Origin of the sequence: Rathayibacter sp. AY1A4 (assembly GCF_002930955.1) — a bacterium.
Taxonomy (GTDB): domain Bacteria; phylum Actinomycetota; class Actinomycetes; order Actinomycetales; family Microbacteriaceae; genus Rathayibacter.
This window is the reverse complement of the sequence record NZ_PSTN01000004.1, coordinates 58653-74988: the sequence shown is the minus strand read 5'-3', so window position 1 is coordinate 74988 and position 16336 is coordinate 58653. Positions and strand designations below refer to the sequence as shown.

Genomic DNA, 16336 nt, shown 5'->3' with positions numbered 1-16336 from the left:
TCCGGAGCGGGGCGTCCCGCCTCGTCTCGAGGGGCTCAGCTGCGGAGGTCCTCGTACAGGACGGTCGAGATGTACCGCTCGCCGAAGTCGCAGACGATGGCGACGATGGTCTTCCCCGCGTTCTCGGGGCGCTTCGCGACCTCGAGCGCGGCCCACATGATCGAGCCGGAGGAGATGCCGCCGAGGATCCCCTCCTGCGCGGCCATCTCGCGGGCCACCCGCACGGAGTCGTCGAGCGTCACGTCGATGATCTCGTCGTAGACCTCGCGGTCGAGGATCGCGGGGACGAAGTTGGCGCCGATGCCCTGGATCTTGTGCGGACCGGCGGTGCCCTGGGTGAGGAGCGGGGAGTCGATCGGCTCCACTCCGATGATCTGCACACCGGGCTTGCGCTCCTTGAGCACCTGGCCGACTCCCGTGATGGTGCCGCCGGTGCCGATGCCGGCCACGAAGACGTCGACCTCGCCGTCGGTGTCCTCCCAGACCTCCTCCGCGGTGGTGCGGCGGTGCACCTCGGGGTTGGCGGCGTTCTCGAACTGGCGGGCGAGGATCGCGCCGGGGGTCTCGTCGACGATCGCGCGGGCGCGCTCGACCGCTCCGCGCATGCCCTCGCTGCCGGGGGTGAGCACGATCTCGGCTCCGTAGGCGCGGAGGAGGACCCGGCGCTCGACGGACATCGTCTCGGGCATCGTGAGGACGACCTTGTAGCCGCGGGCGGCACCCACCATCGCGAGCGCGATGCCGGTGTTGCCGCTCGTGCCCTCGACGATCGTCCCGCCGGGGTGCAGCTCGCCGGAGGCCTCGGCCGCGTCGATGATGGCGACGCCGATGCGGTCCTTCACGCTGTTCGCGGGGTTGTAGAACTCGAGCTTGGCGAGGACCGTCGCCTGGTCGGCGCCCTCCAGCCGGTTGATGCGGACGAGAGGGGTCCTGCCGACGAGCTGGGTCACGTCGTCGTGGATGCGTGCCATGGTGTGCGCTTTCTGCCGGGGCCGGCCGCCCGGGGCCCCGGAGCGGTGGGTGGAACGGGTGCTGCAGCGCCCCTCGGAGCGGCGCTCCCCCCACGATACGGATGCATCGACCCGAGGTCAGCACCCCGGACGCGCCCGCTCCTGCGCATCACCCGCCAGCTCCTCATCTCCACCGGGAGGAGGACGCCCCGCGGGCGCACCCGTCACGTACCATGAACCCGGGGGATCGCGCGACTGCTCGCGAGGCTTCTCGCCACCCTCCCTCACATCTCCGCGGCGCCGCGCCGCGTCGAAAGGACGACCGCTCCATGGCACTTCCCACTGCATCCCGCCGCTCCGTCCGGCCGCTCGGGATGTCGCTGCGGGCGGTCATGGGGTTCATCGGGATGAGCGCCGTGGCGGGCGTCCTGATCACCGTCGGCGTCACGCCGGCCCTCGCGCTGACGGGCCTGGCGACGAGCAACACGATCGGCATGTTCCAGAACCTGCCGGGCTACCTCGACGTGGGCCAGCTGATGCAGCGCACCAACGTCTACGCGAGCGACGGGACGACCCTCCTCGCCTCCGTCTACGACCAGAACCGCGTCGAGGTCGGCTGGGACGACGTCGCGCAGTCCGCGAAGGACGCGGCCGTCGCCGGCGAGGACCCGCGCTTCTACGAGCACGGCGGCATCGACCTCCAGGGCACGCTCCGGGCCATCGCCGTCACGCTCACGGGCGACGACCTGCAGGGCGGGTCGTCGATCACGCAGCAGTACGTGAAGAACGTCCTGGTGCAGAAGGCGGAGTCGATCACCGACGAGGCCGCGCGCGACAAGGCCTACCAGGAGGCGACGGACCCGACCCCCGAGCGCAAGCTCAAGGAGATGCGCCTCGCGATCGGCCTCGAGAAGGAGGCGTCGAAGGACGACATCCTGCTCGGCTACCTCAACATCGCCCTCTTCGGGGGCACCGTCTACGGCATCGAGGCCGCGGCGAACTACTACTACGGCATCCCCGCGAGCCAGCTCTCGACCTCGCAGGCGGCCGCGCTGCTGGCGATCGTGAACAACCCGGCGAAGTTCCGCTTCGACAACCCGGGCGACGAGGCGAACGGCGCCGCCAACGGCTACGCCGCCACCAAGGAGCGCCGCGACTACATCCTCTCGGAGGAGCTCAAGCACGGCCGGATCGACCAGGCCGCGCACGACGCCGCCGTCGCCGAGCCGATCACCCCGAACATCACGGAGCCCTCGACCGGCTGCACCACCGCCGGCAACGCCGCGTACTTCTGCGACTACGTGCTGAACGTCCTCCGCAACGACTCCGTCTTCGGGGCGACCGACGACGAGCGCTATCAGCGCATCCGCCAGGGCGGCTTCGACGTCGTGACGACCCTCGACCTCGACATCCAGCAGGTCTCGCAGGCGGCGCTCAACGCCTACATCCCCTCCGTCGACCCGCGCTTCCAGGTCGGCGCGACGGCCGCCTCCGTCGAGGCGAAGACGGGCCGCGTGCTCTCCATGGTGCAGAACACGCAGTACAGCCAGGACGAGCAGTTCCTCGCCGCGAACCCCGGCTACAGCGCGATCAACCTCAACGTCGACCTCAGCATGGGCGGCGGCTCCGGCGTGCAGACCGGATCGACCTACAAGGTGTTCACGCTGGCGCAGTGGCTGAAGGCGGGGCACACCGTCAACGAGTCGTTCGCCTCCCCCACCTCCGGCTTCAGCTCCTACCCCCAGAAGTGCAACGTCGAGGGCGACGGCGGCTACTACGGCAGGTTCTCGCCTCGCAACGACGACCCGTCGGAGGACGCGAGCTCGATGAGCGCGCTCGGCGCGACCACGAACTCGATCAACACCGGCTTCATGGGAATGGCGCAGCAGCTCGACCTCTGCGACATCCGCACCACCGCCGAGTCGTTCGGGATGCACCGCGCCGACGGCCGCGAGCTCGCCAACGGGCCGGCCTCGGTCCTCGGGACGAACGAGATCGCGCCCCTGACGGTGGCCAACGCCTACGCCGGGATCGCGAACGACGGCACGACCTGCTCGGCGATCGTCATCGACCGGATCACCGACAGCGAGGGCAACGCCGTCGCCGCCCCGGCATCGGCGTGCACGCCCTCCGTGTCGCCCGAGGTCGCCCGAGGGATGCAGTACGCGATGCAGCGGGTGATGACCTCCGGAACGGCCTACGCCTCGAACCCCTTCGACGGGATCGAGCACATCGGCAAGACGGGCACCACCGACGAGGCCGCCGACGTGTGGACGGCGGGCGCCAGCAAGGCCGCCTCCCTGGCGGTCTGGGTCGGCAGCATCAACGGCTTCGCCGACAACACCAAGCAGAACCTGCGCTTCATCAGCCTGACGGGCGAGAAGGGCACCATCCGCGCCTCCAACGCCCGGCACGCCATCTGGAAGCCGATCATGACGGCGCTCGACGAGAAGTACGGCGGCGACGACTTCACGGCACCGCCGGCCTCGATGCTCGCGTACTCGCCGCGATCGGCGGCGAACTCCGAGGTCCCCGACGTCACGGGCGAGACGGTCGAGAGCGCCACGGCGATCCTCACCGCCGCCGGTTTCGTCGTCGGGATGCACGAGTCGGTCGACTCCGCGACGATCCCTGAGGGCTCCGTCGTGTCGACGACGCCGAGCGCGGAGGAGACGGCGGTCGCCGGCGGGGTGATCCCCCTCCAGGTGAGCACGGGCAAGGCTCCGGCCAATCCGAACGACATCTCGGACCTGAACGGCGACCTGATCGAGTAGAGACGTCGCCCGTCCCGTGAAGGGGCCGATCCCTCCGGGGGTCGGCCCCTTCTGCTGTCGTGACGCCGAGCCTGCGCGGGCGCCCTCGCGCCGACTCCGGGCGGACGGGCGTCCGGCGCGGCCGTGGCGCGCCTCGTCGGGGATGTCGCAGGCCTCGCCTAGGGTGCTGGTGCAGCGAGAGGATCCATCCTGAAGCGACCGAACGTCCCCGTCTTCCAGCCCCGTCGAACCGTCCACGGGGCTCTCGGCGCGCTGTTCGGATTCGTGATCGTCAGCGTCCTGGCGGGTCTGCTCGCCTCGCTCGTGGTCGCCCCCGCCGCCGCGCTCACCGGCGCGGCGACCTCCGGCACCATCTCGGCGTTCCAGTCCCTCCCGAGCTACCTCGAGGTCGGGCGCTTGATGCAGAAGAGCGACGTCTACGCGGGCGACCCGGACGATCCGACGCTGCTGGCCTCCTTCTACGACCAGAACCGGATCGAGGTGCCGGCCGACCGGATCGCCGACTCCGTGAAGGACGCGCTCGTCGCGAGCGAGGACCCGCGCTTCTACGACCACGGCGGGATCGACCTGCAGGGCACCCTCCGCGCCATCGCCAGCACCTACCTCCTCGACGGCGACACCCAGGGCGGCTCGTCGATCACGCAGCAGTACGTGAAGAACGTGCTGGTGCAGAAGGCCGAGTCGATCCCGGACGAGTCGGACCGCGACCGCGCGTACGCGGAGGCGACGGCGACCACGGCCGAGCGCAAGCTCAAGGAGATGCGGCTCGCGATCGGGCTCGAGAAGGTGTCCTCGAAGGACGACATCCTGCTCGGCTACCTCAACATCGCGCTGTTCGGAGGCACCGTCTACGGCATCGAGGCGGCGGCGGAGTACTACTACGGCATCCCGGCGGCCGACCTCTCCCTCGCGCAGTCCGCCTCGCTCCTGGCGATCGTGAACAACCCCGAGAAGTTCCGCTTCGACCGGCCGGACGACACGGCCAACGGCGAGTCGAACGGCTACGCGCAGACCCGGGAGCGGCGCGACTACATCCTCGACCGGATGCTCGAGACGGGGAGCATCGACCAGGCCGCGCACGACGCCGCGGCCGCCGAGGCGATCATCCCCGACATCACCCCGCCGTCCACCGGCTGCCAGACGGCCGGCAGCGCGGCCTACTTCTGCGACTACGTGACCCACGTCCTCCGAGACGACCCGGCGCTCGGAGCGACCGACGACGAGCGCTACGCGGCGATCAAGCAGGGCGGCATCAAGGTCTACACGACGATCGATCTCGACCTGCAGAGGACCGCGCAGGAGCTGATGGACGAGCAGGTCCCCTCCTCCGATCCGCGCTTCGACGTCGGGGCGACGGCGGTCGCCGTCCAGAACGGCACCGGGCGCATCCTCACGATGGTGCAGAACAAGCGCTACAGCCAGGACCCGGACGTGATCGCGAGCGGGCCGGAGTTCTCGGCGATCAACCTCAACGTCGACGCGTCCGCGGGCGGCGGCAACGGCTTCCAGACCGGCTCCGCCTACAAGGTGTTCACGCTCGCCGAGTGGCTCGACCGCGGGCACACCCTGCTCGAGCAGTTCGACTCGAAGCAGAAGAACTGGACCGGCTTCGCCGACAGCTGCGAGGGCACCTGGGACTACGACTCCTACAACCCCAAGAACGCCGGCGACGGCGGCTACACCGACACCCAGACGGCGCTGTACTCGACGATCTACTCGCTGAACACGGGCTTCACCGGGATGTCGCACCTGCTCGACCAGTGCGAGATCCGCAAGCAGGCCGAGGCCTTCGGAGTGCACCGCGCGGACGGGACCGCGCTCGTGCAGTCGCCGGGAGCGGTCCTCGGCACCAACGAGATCGCACCGCTCACCATGGCGACCGCCTACTCCGGCATCGCCGCGAACGGCACGACCTGCACCCCCGTCGCGATCACGGCGATCGTCGGCGCGGACGGCCGCGAGATCGAGCCGGTGGAGACGACCTGCAGCCGGGCGGTGTCGTCGAGGGTCGCCTCGGCGATGCAGTACACGATGCTCAAGGTGACCGCCGAGGGCACGGGTGTCGAGGACGATCCGAAGAACGGCATCCAGCACATCACCAAGACGGGCACCACCGACAACTCCGCCGACACCTGGGCCATCGGGGCCTCGACCGAGACCTCCCTCGCGGTCTGGGTCGGCAGCATCTCGGCACGCGCGGACGGCTCGAGGGTGAACCTCGACTCGATCGACTTCGACAGCGGCTGGGCGCCCTCGGCACGCCACCGGATCTGGAAGCCGTTGATGACGGCGATCGACTCCCGCTACGGCGGCTCCGACTTCCCGCAGGCCGACCAGTCGCTCATCGCGGCGCCGCAGGTCACCGTGCCGGACCTGTCGGGCCGGACCAGCGACTCCGCCGCACAGGCGCTGACCGCAGCAGGGCTCACTCCCGGAGCGACGTCGCAGGTCGACTCGACGCAGCCGATGAACACCGTGGCCGGCACCGGCCCGGCCGCGGGCACCCGCGTGGACAAGGGCTCGGTGGTGGGCGTGCAGCTGAGCACGGGGAAGGCGCCGCCCGCTCCTGCTCCGGGCGGCTGACACCGCTGGACCGGGATGTCGCCGGTCGGCGAGGATCTGCGACGGGAACGGGTCAGGGGGAACGGCTCAGGGAAGTCGGCTCAGGGCCCGACGGCTCCGGCGGGGAGGAGCCCGAACTCGACGAGCTCGTCGTCGGTGAGCAGTCGGCTGCGGATCATGAAGCGCTTGCCCTCGGGGGCTTCGACGCTGAATCCGCTGCCCCGACCGTCGACGAGGTCGACGGTGAGGTGGGTGTGCTTCCAGTACTCGAACTGGGAGCGGGACATCCAGAAGTCGATCGGGTCCAGGCCGTCGAGCCGGAGCGATTCGACGAGCACGTCCGAGGCGCCGGTGCGGAACATCCCGGTGGGGAAGCACATCGGGGAGCTGCCGTCGCAGCATCCGCCTGACTGGTGGAACATGAGCGGCCCGTGCAGCGCCGTCATCCGGCGGAGCATGCCGGCCGCCTCCGCAGTGACGTCGACCCTCGTGGAGGTCATGGGTGGTGCTCCTTCGCTCGTTGTGCGGAATGTCTATATGCGCCCGACCGCTGACGGCGGACGCTCCTCCGGGCGGCGTCTCGATACGCCGCTGCGCGGACTACTCGATCAGCACGAGCGGGCGGCCCGTCGCCAGGTGCCTCGCCCGCAGGGCCGAGCACCGTCCTTCCGCGCGTCGCCAGGTGCCTCGCCCGCAGGGCCGAGCACCGTCCTTCCGCGCGTCGCCAGATGCCTCGCCCGCAGGGCCCAGCACCGAACGGCGGATCCGCGTGCCAGCGGATCCGTCTCGGTGCGAACGCTCCCCGCTCCTCCCCACCCGGCCACATCCACAAGCCGACCGCGGCACGGGCGACGAGGAACGAGGAGCCCGTGCCAACCAGCACCGAACGGCGGATCCGCGTGCCAGCGGATCCGTCTCGGTGCGGACGCTCCCCGCTCCTCCCCACCCGGCCACGTCGGCGAGCCGACCGCGGCACGGGCGACGAGGAACGAGGAGCGCGTGCACATCAGCTCAGAAGAAGCCCATCGGTCCTTCCGCGTAGGAGACGAGGAGGTTCTTCGTCTGCTGGTAGTGGTCGAGCATCACCTTGTGGTTCTCGCGTCCGATGCCCGACTGCTTGTAGCCGCCGAACGCCGCGTGCGCGGGGTACTGGTGGTAGGTGTTCGACCAGACGCGGCCGGCTTCGATGGCCCGGCCGGCGCGGTAGAGCTGGGCGCCGTTGCGGCTCCACACGCCGGCGCCGAGGCCGTAGAGGGTGTCGTTGGCGATGCCGATCGCGTCGTCGAAGTCGTCGAAGGAGGTGAGGGCGAGGACGGGTCCGAAGATCTCCTCCTGGAAGATGCGCATCGAGTTGCTGCCCTCGAACACGGTCGGGTTGACGTAGTAGCCGCCGCTGAGCTCGCCGCCGAGGTCGGCGCGGTCGCCGCCGATGAGCAGCTTCGCTCCCTCCTGCTTGCCGATGTCCATGTAGGAGAGGATCTTCTCGAGCTGGTCGTTCGAGGCCTGGGCGCCGATCATCGTGGCGGTGTCGAGCGGGTTGCCCTGTTTGATCCGCTTGACCCGCTCGAGGCCGTCTCCGACGAAGTCGTCGTAGATCGAGCGCTGCACGAGCGCCCGCGACGGGCAGGTGCAGACCTCGCCCTGGTTGAGGGCGAAGAACGAGAAGCCCTCGAGCGCCTTGTCGTAGAAGGAGTCGCGTTCCGCGGCGACGTCGGCGAAGAACACGTTGGGGCTCTTGCCGCCCAGCTCCAGCGTCACCGGGATGAGGTTCTCGCTGGCGTACTGCATGATCAGGCGGCCGGTGGTCGTCTCGCCGGTGAAGGCGATCTTGCGGATGCGCGGGTGGGAGGCGAGCGGGGCGCCCGCTTCGAACCCGAATCCGTTGACGACGTTGAGCACGCCGGCGGGGATGAGGTCGCCGATCAGGTCGAGCAGCACGTGGATGGACGCCGGCGTCTGCTCGGCCGGCTTCAGCACCACGCAGTTGCCCGCGGCGAGCGCCGGTGCGAGCTTCCACACGGCCATCAGGATCGGGAAGTTCCAGGGGATGATCTGCCCGACCACGCCCAGCGGCTCGTGGAAGTGGTACGCGATCGTGTCGTGGTCGATCTCGGAGACGCCTCCCTCCTGCGCGCGGATCGCTCCGGCGAAGTAGCGGAAGTGGTCGATGGCGAGGGGGATGTCGGCGGCGAGGGTCTCGCGCACGGGCTTGCCGTTCTCCCACGTCTCGGCGACGGCGAGCAGCTCGAGGTTCGCCTCCATGCGGTCGGCGATCTTCAGGAGCATGTTCGAGCGCTCGGCGGGGCTGGTCTTCCCCCAGCTCGCGAACGCTTTCCAGCCCGCCTCGACGGCGCGGTCGACGTCGGCGGCGGTGCCGCGGGCGATCTCGCAGAAGGGCTTCCCGGTGATCGGGGTGATGTTCTCGAAGTACTGGCCGCTCGCGGGGGCGACGTACTCGCCTCCGATGTAGTGGTCGTAGCGCGAGCGGAAGGAGGCGACGGATCCCTCCGTGCCTGGATTCGCGTAGACCGTGGAACCCGGCTCCTGCGGTGCCTGCTCGGCGACCTGGTCGGCGTACAGCGTCATGTGGACCTCCATCGACGTCGTTGTCGTGGGCGCGGGGTGGGCGCCCGGTCCTGACGCTACGTCGCGGGGGGTTGCACGACGTTGCACGGGTCGACGCACCGGCGGGAGCGGCGAGGACGGAGGCCGGACCGGCCGGGCGGAGACGCGGCCGCCCGAGGAGGACGGCCCCGCGGCCCGGACCTCAGACGCTCGCGAGCAGACGCTGGGCGATCCGGCTCATGTAGACGCCGTAGGTCACCGTGGCCGCTGCGGCCCCCGCGCCGACCCAGGACCACACCTGCGGCCAGGCGGAGCCGTCGACGAGGACCACGACGACTCCGATCGCTCCGACCAGCGTCGTCCAGGTGGCGAGCCAGAGGTCGAGCGTCCGGCCGAAGATCCTCGCCATCGGGTAGAAGTGCAGGCCCACGATCACGGCGATGGCCGGCACGAGGAACCGCTCGAGCCCGGTGCCGGTGAGGACGCCCACCGCGACACCGATCAGCACGCCCTCCGCGGCGAAGACCGCCCCGAACAGCAGACCGTTCGGCTTCGCCGCGCGGTCGGCGTCGGTGAGCTCCACCGCCATCCTCCGCCGGGCGACGAGGAGGCGGACGGCCTGCACGGCGAAGACCACGGCCGCGAGCGCGCAGACGGTCACGGCGGTCGTCGCCGCCGGTGCCGGCCAGCCGACCGTGGTGTCGCTCGCCCACCACATCGTGAAGACCGCCATCAGGAGCAGACCCCCCGCGACTCCGCTCGCCAGGGCCTGGGGAGGTGGTGCGAGGGTGCTCATGCGTCGAGGCTAGCGAGACGGCTCCGCGGCCGGACGGCTCCGGCGGGACTCCCGGGAGCGGACGGGACGGCTCAGCGCTGCTCCGCCTCGATCGTCTCGAGGTGCGCGGCGACACCGGCACGCCGCGGCGAGCGGGGCGGGAGGACGCGCAGGAGCTCCCGCCACACCTCCGCGTCGTCGCGGCCGTCCGGGCCCTCCGCCCAGGCGAGGAGGGTCGCGGGCGCCGCATCGGCGAGGACGCTCGCCCGCACCCGCAGGCGCAGCTCGCCGGCGATCGCCCGGATCCCCGGCGCCTCGGACGAGGGCAGCGGCGCGCCCCGGTAGGCGTCCAGGGCGAGGCGGTGGGAGCCGCGGTCGAGCAGGCCGAGCACCTGGCGGGCGTCGAGGTCGACCGGGCTCGCCAGGCGGTAGGGGCGCGAGAGGGGCACGAGGCGCGGGAGGGTCGGCTCGAGCGCGCGGCGCAGCCGCACCATCTCGGCGCGGACGGTGACCACCGCGTCGTCCCGGCCGTGGAGCAGGAGGGCGAGCTGCTCGGCCGAGAGCCCGGCCCGGTGCCAGGCGAGCAGGGTCAGGATCTCGGCGTGCCGGGTGCTCAGCTCGAGCGTCGCTCCGGCGGCCGTCACCAGGCCCGTCTCGCGCCCGAGGACCCGCAGGCTCGGCGCCCGGGCCGCCGCCGTGCTCCGTGCAGCGGGCCGCCGCGGGCGGAGGAGCCGCTGCACCATCAGCTCGCTCTCGACGGCGGCGGCGGTCGCCTCCATCAGCGGGAGGGTCTGCGGGGCGACGACGTCGGCGCCTCCGGTGATGTCGATCACTCCGAGGATCTCGTGCGTCTCGGGGTCGTGCACGGGGACTGCGGTGCAGCTCCACGGGTGCACGAGCGAGGCGAAGTGCTCGGCGCCGTGGATCTGCACGCCGTGATCGAGCACGAGGGCCGTCCCCGGCGCGGACGTCCCGACGTCGGGCTCGGCCCACGCCGCGCCCTCGACGAACGACATCCCCTCGGCGAGGCTCTTGAGGTGCTGGTCCCCGTCGATCCAGAGCAGCCGCCCGAGCGCATCGCCCACCGCGACCAACACGCCGCTGTCCTCGTCGGCGTCGCGCACCAGCAGGCGGCGGATGACCGGGAGGACCGAGGCGAGCGGATGCCCGGTGCGGTACTCGCGGAGGTCGTCGCCCGAGAACGAGAGCGGCGCCGTCAGCCGGTCCGGATCGAGGCGCCGCCGCCGTGCGCGCTCCCACGACTCCTCGACCAGCGCGCGCCGCCGACCGCTGCCAGGGCGGGCCAGCCACGGGTTGGTCATGCGCTCCGCCTCGTCGTCGGGTCGGTGGGAGTCGACGCTACTCCGCGGAGCGCGCCGGCGCCTCTCTCCGCGCACCGGAACGGCCGCGCCCCCGCACCGCCAGCAGCAGCACCGCCGCCACCAGCACCGCGACGCCCAGGACGGCTCCCGCGGTCAGCCGCTCCCCCAGCACCGCCACGCCGAGGAGGGTCGCGGTCGCCGGCTCGAGGAGGGTGAGCGTCGAGACGGTCGCCGCGGGAAGCACTCGCAGGCCGCGCGCGAAGAAGGTGTAGGCCACGGCGACCGTCACCACTCCGAGCCAGAGCACGGCCGGGATCGAGCCGGAGAGCCGCGACGGATCGCCCAGCAGCAGGAACGGGAGCGCCAGCAGCGCCGCGGCTCCGAACTGGGCTCCCATGGCGGCGACGGGGCTGAGTCCGCGCTCGAGCAGCAGCTTGCCGCAGACGGCGTAGAGCGCGTAGGAGGCGCCGGCGCCGGCCGACGCGGCGAGGCCGGGGAGCGTCACGCCGCCGGATCCGCCTCCGCTGAGGAGCACCACGCCGACCGCGGCGAGCGCGGTCGAGGCGAACCAGCGCGGGCTCGGCGTCGTCCGCAGGACGAGCCACTCCAGCAGGCCGGTGAAGGCGGGAGCGGAGCCGAGGGCGACGATCGTGCCGACCGCGACTCCGTTCTGCGCGGTGCCGGTGAAGAAGGCGGGCTGGTACGCGGCGACACCGACCGCTCCGAGCACGACGAGCAGCACGACGGCCCGGGTCGGGCGGGAGCGGCTCCGCCGGCGCAGAGCCTCCACGCCGAGGAGAGCGGCCAGCAGGGCGCCGCCGAGGACGATGCGCGCCGCCCCGAGGAGGAGCGGATCGACGCCCGCCGCTCCGAGGGCCTGGGCGGTCCCCGTCGTGCCGAAGCAGACGGCGGCGAGGAGGACGGCGCCGATCGCCGAGGTCCGGGCCCCGCTCATCCCGCCCCGCTCCCCCGGCCGCCTGATGACCGGCTCCCAGTGTCCCAGGGATGGGCGCGTGCTCTTCCGCCTCTCGCACCGGGGGCCCAGGATGGAGGGACCGGACTAGCGGAGGAGCACGACGTGGGCATCGCGGAACCGTTCGACCTCGAGGACCACCACCGCAGCGCGCACGGCGCCCTGCGCGAGCACTTCTCGGTGCGCGAGTTCGAGGAGGTGCCGCTGGACCGCGAGGCCATCGTCGCCACCGCGTACCTGCGGGCGATCGAGCACGCCACCGTGGCCCGGGTGCTCCCCCTCGCGCGCGCCCACCCCGACGAGCAGGTCCGAGCGTTCGCGTCCGTCTGGGCCGCCGAGCGGCACCGGATCGCCGACGCCCTGGGCGAGGTGCTCGCGGCCTCGCCGCAGATCCGCGGCATCGACGTCCGCCCGCCGGAGCCGACGGTGAGGTCGCGCCCACTCCTCGACCGCGCCGCGGCCTCCCTCGCCGGCCCCGTCGCGCTGGCCCTCGCGGTGGACGCCCGGGTCGCGGTGCACGGCTACCGCCGGCTCGCCCGGCTCTCGCTGCACCCCGAGATGGAGCGCCTCGCCGAGACGGTCACGGGCATCCTGGAGCGGCAGGCCGACTTCTTCACGGTGCACGCGGCGGGACGCCTCGGACGCCCGCTGCCGCGCCGGGTGCAGGCGGCCGGCCTGCTCGCCGTGCTGCGCCTCCCGATCGGCGAGGCCGACCTGCCGGAGGCTCTCGCCCTCGAGGGCCGGGAGCTCGTCTTCGGCCGGGACGACGGCGGACTGGACGGGATCGACGCGGGCGTCGTCGCGGCGTTCGCGCTGCCCTGCACGGCGGCCCGGCGGCTCGTGCACCCCTACCGGCCGGTGTCGATCCGTGCCGCGCACCGCCTCGGACGGCTCGCCGCCGACACCCGCGCCGCCGTCACGACCCTGCTGGAGCAGGTGCGCGAGTAGCGGCGGCGCTCAGCCCAGCAGCTCGCGCACGTCCTCGGCGGTGATCCCGCCGGTGGCCGCCGCGCCGTCGTCCGACATGACCGCGGCGAAGAGCGCGGCCTTCGCCTCCTTGAGGGCCATCACCTTCTCCTCGATCGTGTCCTTCGCGACCAGGCGGTAGACCATGACCGAGCGGGTCTGGCCGATGCGGTGCGCGCGGTCGACCGCCTGCGACTCGGTGGCGGGGTTCCACCACGGGTCGAGCAGGATGCAGTAGTCGGCCTCGGTGAGGTTGAGGCCGAAGCCGCCGGCCTTGAGCGAGATCAGGAACACGCCCGCCGCGCCCGAGCGGAACCGCTCGATGACCTCGTCGCGCTTCTTCGTCGCTCCGTCGAGGTAGGCGTACTCGATGCCCGCCGCGTCCAGCCGCCCGCGGACCCGGCCGAGGAACCGCGTGAACTGGCTGAACACCAGCACGCGGTGCCCCTCGCCGAGTGCGTCGCCCAGCAGCTCGTCGAGCAGGTCGAGCTTGGTGGAGGGCACGCTCTCGTGCGCCTCGTCGACCAGTGCCGCGTCGAGCGCGACCTGGCGAAGCACGGTCAGCGCGCGGAAGATCGCGAAGCGGTTCTTCTCGAAGTCGCCGATCAGGCCCAGCACGCGCTGCCGCTCCCGCGCCAGGTACGTGTCGTAGACCTTCCGCTGCTTCGGGCCGAGCTCGACCTCGAGGGTCTGCTCCTGCTTGGGCGGCAGCTCCTTGGCGACGAGCTCCTTGGTGCGCCGCAGCATCAGCGGGCGGATGCGCCGCCGCAGCTGCGAGAGCTTCTCGCTGTCGGCCTCGCGCTCGATCGGCTTCTGGTAGAACTCGACGAACCCGGCGGGCGAGGGGAACAGGCCCGGAGCGACGATCGACAGCAGCGACCAGAGCTCCATCACGTTGTTCTCCATCGGCGTTCCCGTGATGGCGAGCTTGAAGGGCACGTCGAGCCGGCGCGCGAGCTGGTGCGTCGCCGACTGGCGGTTCTTGACGAACTGCGCCTCGTCGAGGAGGAGCCCCGACCACTGGATGCCTGAGTACGACTCGTAGTCGAGCCGGAACAGGGCGTAGGAGGTGACGACCAGCTCGGCCTCGCCGATGACGCTCGAGAGCGCCTTCCGCTTCTTCTTCGACGTCTCGTCGATCCCGACGACGCGGAGGTCCGGGGCGAAGCGCTTGGCCTCGCCGACCCAGTTGGGCACCACGCTGGTGGGCGCGACGACGAGGAACGGGCGCGGCGAGGTGCCCGCCTCCGCGGCCGCGGCGCGCTGCTCCTGCATCACCCGGGTGACCAGGGCGAGGGACTGCACGGTCTTGCCCAGGCCCATGTCGTCGGCGAGCACGCCGCCGAGCTGGTTGTCGTAGAGGAACGAGAGCCAGTCGTAGCCGAGCTGCTGGTAGGGCCGCAGCTCCACGGCGAAGCCCTCGGGCAGGACCCGCGACTCCAGCGCACCGGTCGCGGTGAAGCCGGAAAGCCCCTCCACGGAGCGGCGCCACGCGGCGGCCTGGGCCTCCACGACGCCCAGCTCGACCAGCTCGTCCCAGAGGGAGGACTGGAACCGGCTGATCCGCAGGGTCTCGCCGGGGTCGTCCGAGAGCTCGCGGGCCTCGGCGATCAGCTCGCGGAGGCGGCCGAACCGCTCGTCGTCGAGGGCGAAGTAGACGCCGCTGGGCAGCACCATGTACTCGTCGCCACGGGCGAGCGCGAGGAAGATCTCGGCCAGCGGGACCGCCTCGTCGTTGACGGTGACGGAGATCTCGAGGTTGAACCAGTCGCGGCTGTCGGGCTGGGCGACGGTCTGCACGGCGACCACGGGCGCGGTCTGCGCCTCGCGGTACTCGACGCGCTCGCCGATCTCCTCGATCTCGACGGTGCCCAGCTCGCGGAGCCGCTCGACCTCGCCGGTGAGGAAGCCGACGGTCTGCATGCCGCGCAGGTCGAAGGTGGGGCGCAGGCGCCTGCTCGACGGCGACACCAGGGCAGGCGTCGACTCCGGGTCGAGACCCGCTCCCACGAGGGAGTCGAGGATCCGCTGCTCGGCCTCGGGGTCGCGGTAGCCCGCGTCCTCGCCGACCCGCAGCGGGAGCCGCTCGGCGTCCACGCCGCCGCGCGCTCCCTCCACTCCGTAGCGCCACCACCACGAGCCGCGCAGGCCCGCGCCGTCGGTGTGCTCGAGGGTGAGGCCGAGGCGCGGCTCGGGCACCGCCGGCGCCTCGAAGGAGCTGTCGCGGGAGACGATGTCGAACAGCCGGTGCAGCCGCTGGTAGTGCTCGGTGAGGAACGCCGACTCCTCGGCCACCGGGATGCGGATGGCCTCGCGGCTCCAGAGGAACGTGCGCGCGGAGGACAGCAGCGGCGCGGCGAACGGGATGAGCGTGACCGGGCGGGCGCGCATCTCGTCGCCGCCCTCCCACGTGTAGAGGCCGACGGCCGGGTCGCCGATGAAGCCGAACTCCTCGGGCGCCGGGTGGTCGCCGATCGCGACGAGCGAGCGCAGCTCGAGGCCGGCGGCGGTGCGCGTGACGTCGATGGAGGCGGTGGCCGTCGTGTCGAGGATCTTCAGCGGCGTCTGGTCGCGGTCGCCCATCACCAGGCCGATGCCCGCGCGGACGGCGCCGTGCAGTGCCGCCCAGATCGCCTCGCTCCGGCACTGGTCGAGGTAGAGCCAGGTGTCGGGCGAGTAGTAGCTGGAGGCGCTGTGCCCGGAGAGCAGGCCCTGCATCTCGCGGATCACGTCGATCTGGCGCTCGTCGTAGTCGTGGCTGTAGTGCAGGTAGCCGAGGTCGCGCCAGCTGGTGCCGGTGCGGACCCAGCGGTCGCGGTCGCCCATCCGCACCGGGCGCACGCCCAGGCGCGGGCGCGGCTCGGGCGGCGGCCGGTAGGAGTTGTAGCGGCCGGGCGGGCGACGCACGGGCTCGCCGGGCAGCAGCTCGAACTGCAGGCCGAGCGGGATGCCGGTGTGCGAGCGCTCCGCGCCGGCGAGGAGTGGGGCGAGCGCGCTGCGCCACTCCGGGACGGCGTCGACAGCGGCCTCGCCCGGGAAGGGACCGGCCGCTCCGCCCTCGCGCTCGCGGCGCAGGGCCTCGATCAGGACGGCGGCGACGTGCTTGCACTCGTGCTTGACCGGGCAGCTGCAGGCGCCGCCGAGGAGGGTCCAGTGCTCGCCCTCGTCGCGGAGCTGCACGCTCACGGCGTACGGCGAGCGCCCGGATCCGCGGACCTGGCCGAAGAGGCGGGTGCGGCCGCCGAACCACTGCAGCTCGCGCACGCGGCCCTCGTCCGCGTACGCGGTGCCCTTCTCGACGGCGGCGGTTCCGACGAGGGCGCGGATGTCCTGCTCGGAGAAGGGCTCGTGGCCGGCGGTCACCGGCCCGGGTGCGGCCGACGGCAGCACCTCACCGGGGGGACTCTGGCGGGCCATGGACCTCACGCTCTCCGCGCTCGAACGAGCGC

Annotated in this window: 10 protein-coding genes; 3 read left to right on the top strand and 7 right to left on the bottom strand. The window is 72.1% G+C overall.

Annotated features, from left to right (window positions below):
- Positions 1 to 35 precede the first annotated feature (35 nt).
- Entirely contained in the window at positions 36 to 971 is a 936-nt protein-coding gene (gene cysK / locus C5B92_RS03960) for a cysteine synthase A (RefSeq protein ID WP_104237779.1), read from the bottom strand.
- 308 nt (positions 972 to 1279) lie between these two features.
- On the opposite strand from cysK, the gene C5B92_RS03955 reads away from it, so the two are divergent.
- A complete protein-coding gene (locus tag C5B92_RS03955; protein ID WP_181028729.1) occupies positions 1280 to 3724 on the top strand; it encodes a penicillin-binding protein in 2445 nt (814 codons plus the stop codon).
- 264 nt (positions 3725 to 3988) lie between these two features.
- On the top strand, positions 3989 to 6307 hold the full coding sequence (locus C5B92_RS03950) for a transglycosylase domain-containing protein (protein ID WP_104350091.1): 2319 nt from the start codon (positions 3989 to 3991) through the stop codon (positions 6305 to 6307).
- 80 nt (positions 6308 to 6387) lie between these two features.
- Here the strand turns inward: C5B92_RS03950 and C5B92_RS03945 are convergent, their stop codons facing one another.
- The 5 genes from C5B92_RS03945 to C5B92_RS03925 all read right to left on the bottom strand — a co-directional run bounded on the left by C5B92_RS03945 (position 6388) and on the right by C5B92_RS03925 (position 11903).
- Entirely contained in the window at positions 6388 to 6786 is a 399-nt protein-coding gene (locus C5B92_RS03945) for a DUF779 domain-containing protein (protein WP_104309405.1), read from the bottom strand.
- A gap of 511 nt (positions 6787 to 7297) precedes the next feature.
- Entirely contained in the window at positions 7298 to 8872 is a 1575-nt protein-coding gene (locus tag C5B92_RS03940) for an aldehyde dehydrogenase family protein (RefSeq protein ID WP_104350090.1), read from the bottom strand.
- A gap of 181 nt (positions 8873 to 9053) precedes the next feature.
- The gene (locus C5B92_RS03935; protein WP_146079253.1) at positions 9054 to 9647 is read right to left on the bottom strand and encodes a hypothetical protein; all 594 of its coding nucleotides are present in this window, start codon (positions 9645 to 9647) and stop codon (positions 9054 to 9056) included.
- 71 nt (positions 9648 to 9718) lie between these two features.
- Complete coding sequence (locus C5B92_RS03930; protein ID WP_104224191.1) at positions 9719 to 10948, bottom strand: GAF domain-containing protein; 1230 nt, start codon at positions 10946 to 10948, stop codon at positions 9719 to 9721.
- Positions 10949 to 10985: 37 nt separating this feature from the next.
- Positions 10986 to 11903 (bottom strand): DMT family transporter, encoded by a 918-nt coding sequence (locus tag C5B92_RS03925; RefSeq protein ID WP_104254866.1) that lies wholly within the window; start codon positions 11901 to 11903, stop codon positions 10986 to 10988.
- A gap of 123 nt (positions 11904 to 12026) precedes the next feature.
- On the opposite strand from C5B92_RS03925, the gene C5B92_RS03920 reads away from it, so the two are divergent.
- On the top strand, positions 12027 to 12869 hold the full coding sequence (locus tag C5B92_RS03920; RefSeq protein WP_104254867.1) for a hypothetical protein: 843 nt from the start codon (positions 12027 to 12029) through the stop codon (positions 12867 to 12869).
- A gap of 9 nt (positions 12870 to 12878) precedes the next feature.
- On the opposite strand, the gene C5B92_RS03915 is transcribed toward C5B92_RS03920, so the two are convergent.
- Positions 12879 to 16304, bottom strand: coding sequence for a DEAD/DEAH box helicase (locus C5B92_RS03915; protein ID WP_104254868.1), 3426 nt, complete (start codon positions 16302 to 16304; stop codon positions 12879 to 12881).
- Positions 16305 to 16336 lie beyond the last annotated feature (32 nt).

Coding starts and splice junctions, on each gene's coding strand:
- cysK (WP_104237779.1), bottom strand. CDS start 971: ATGGCACGCATCCACGACGACGTGACCCAGCTCGTCGGCAGGACCCCT.
- C5B92_RS03955 (WP_181028729.1), top strand. CDS start 1,280: ATGGCACTTCCCACTGCATCCCGCCGCTCCGTCCGGCCGCTCGGGATG.
- C5B92_RS03945 (WP_104309405.1), bottom strand. CDS start 6,786: ATGACCTCCACGAGGGTCGACGTCACTGCGGAGGCGGCCGGCATGCTC.
- C5B92_RS03940 (WP_104350090.1), bottom strand. CDS start 8,872: ATGACGCTGTACGCCGACCAGGTCGCCGAGCAGGCACCGCAGGAGCCG.
- C5B92_RS03935 (WP_146079253.1), bottom strand. CDS start 9,647: ATGAGCACCCTCGCACCACCTCCCCAGGCCCTGGCGAGCGGAGTCGCG.
- C5B92_RS03930 (WP_104224191.1), bottom strand. CDS start 10,948: ATGACCAACCCGTGGCTGGCCCGCCCTGGCAGCGGTCGGCGGCGCGCG.
- C5B92_RS03925 (WP_104254866.1), bottom strand. CDS start 11,903: ATGAGCGGGGCCCGGACCTCGGCGATCGGCGCCGTCCTCCTCGCCGCC.
- C5B92_RS03915 (WP_104254868.1), bottom strand. CDS start 16,304: ATGGCCCGCCAGAGTCCCCCCGGTGAGGTGCTGCCGTCGGCCGCACCC.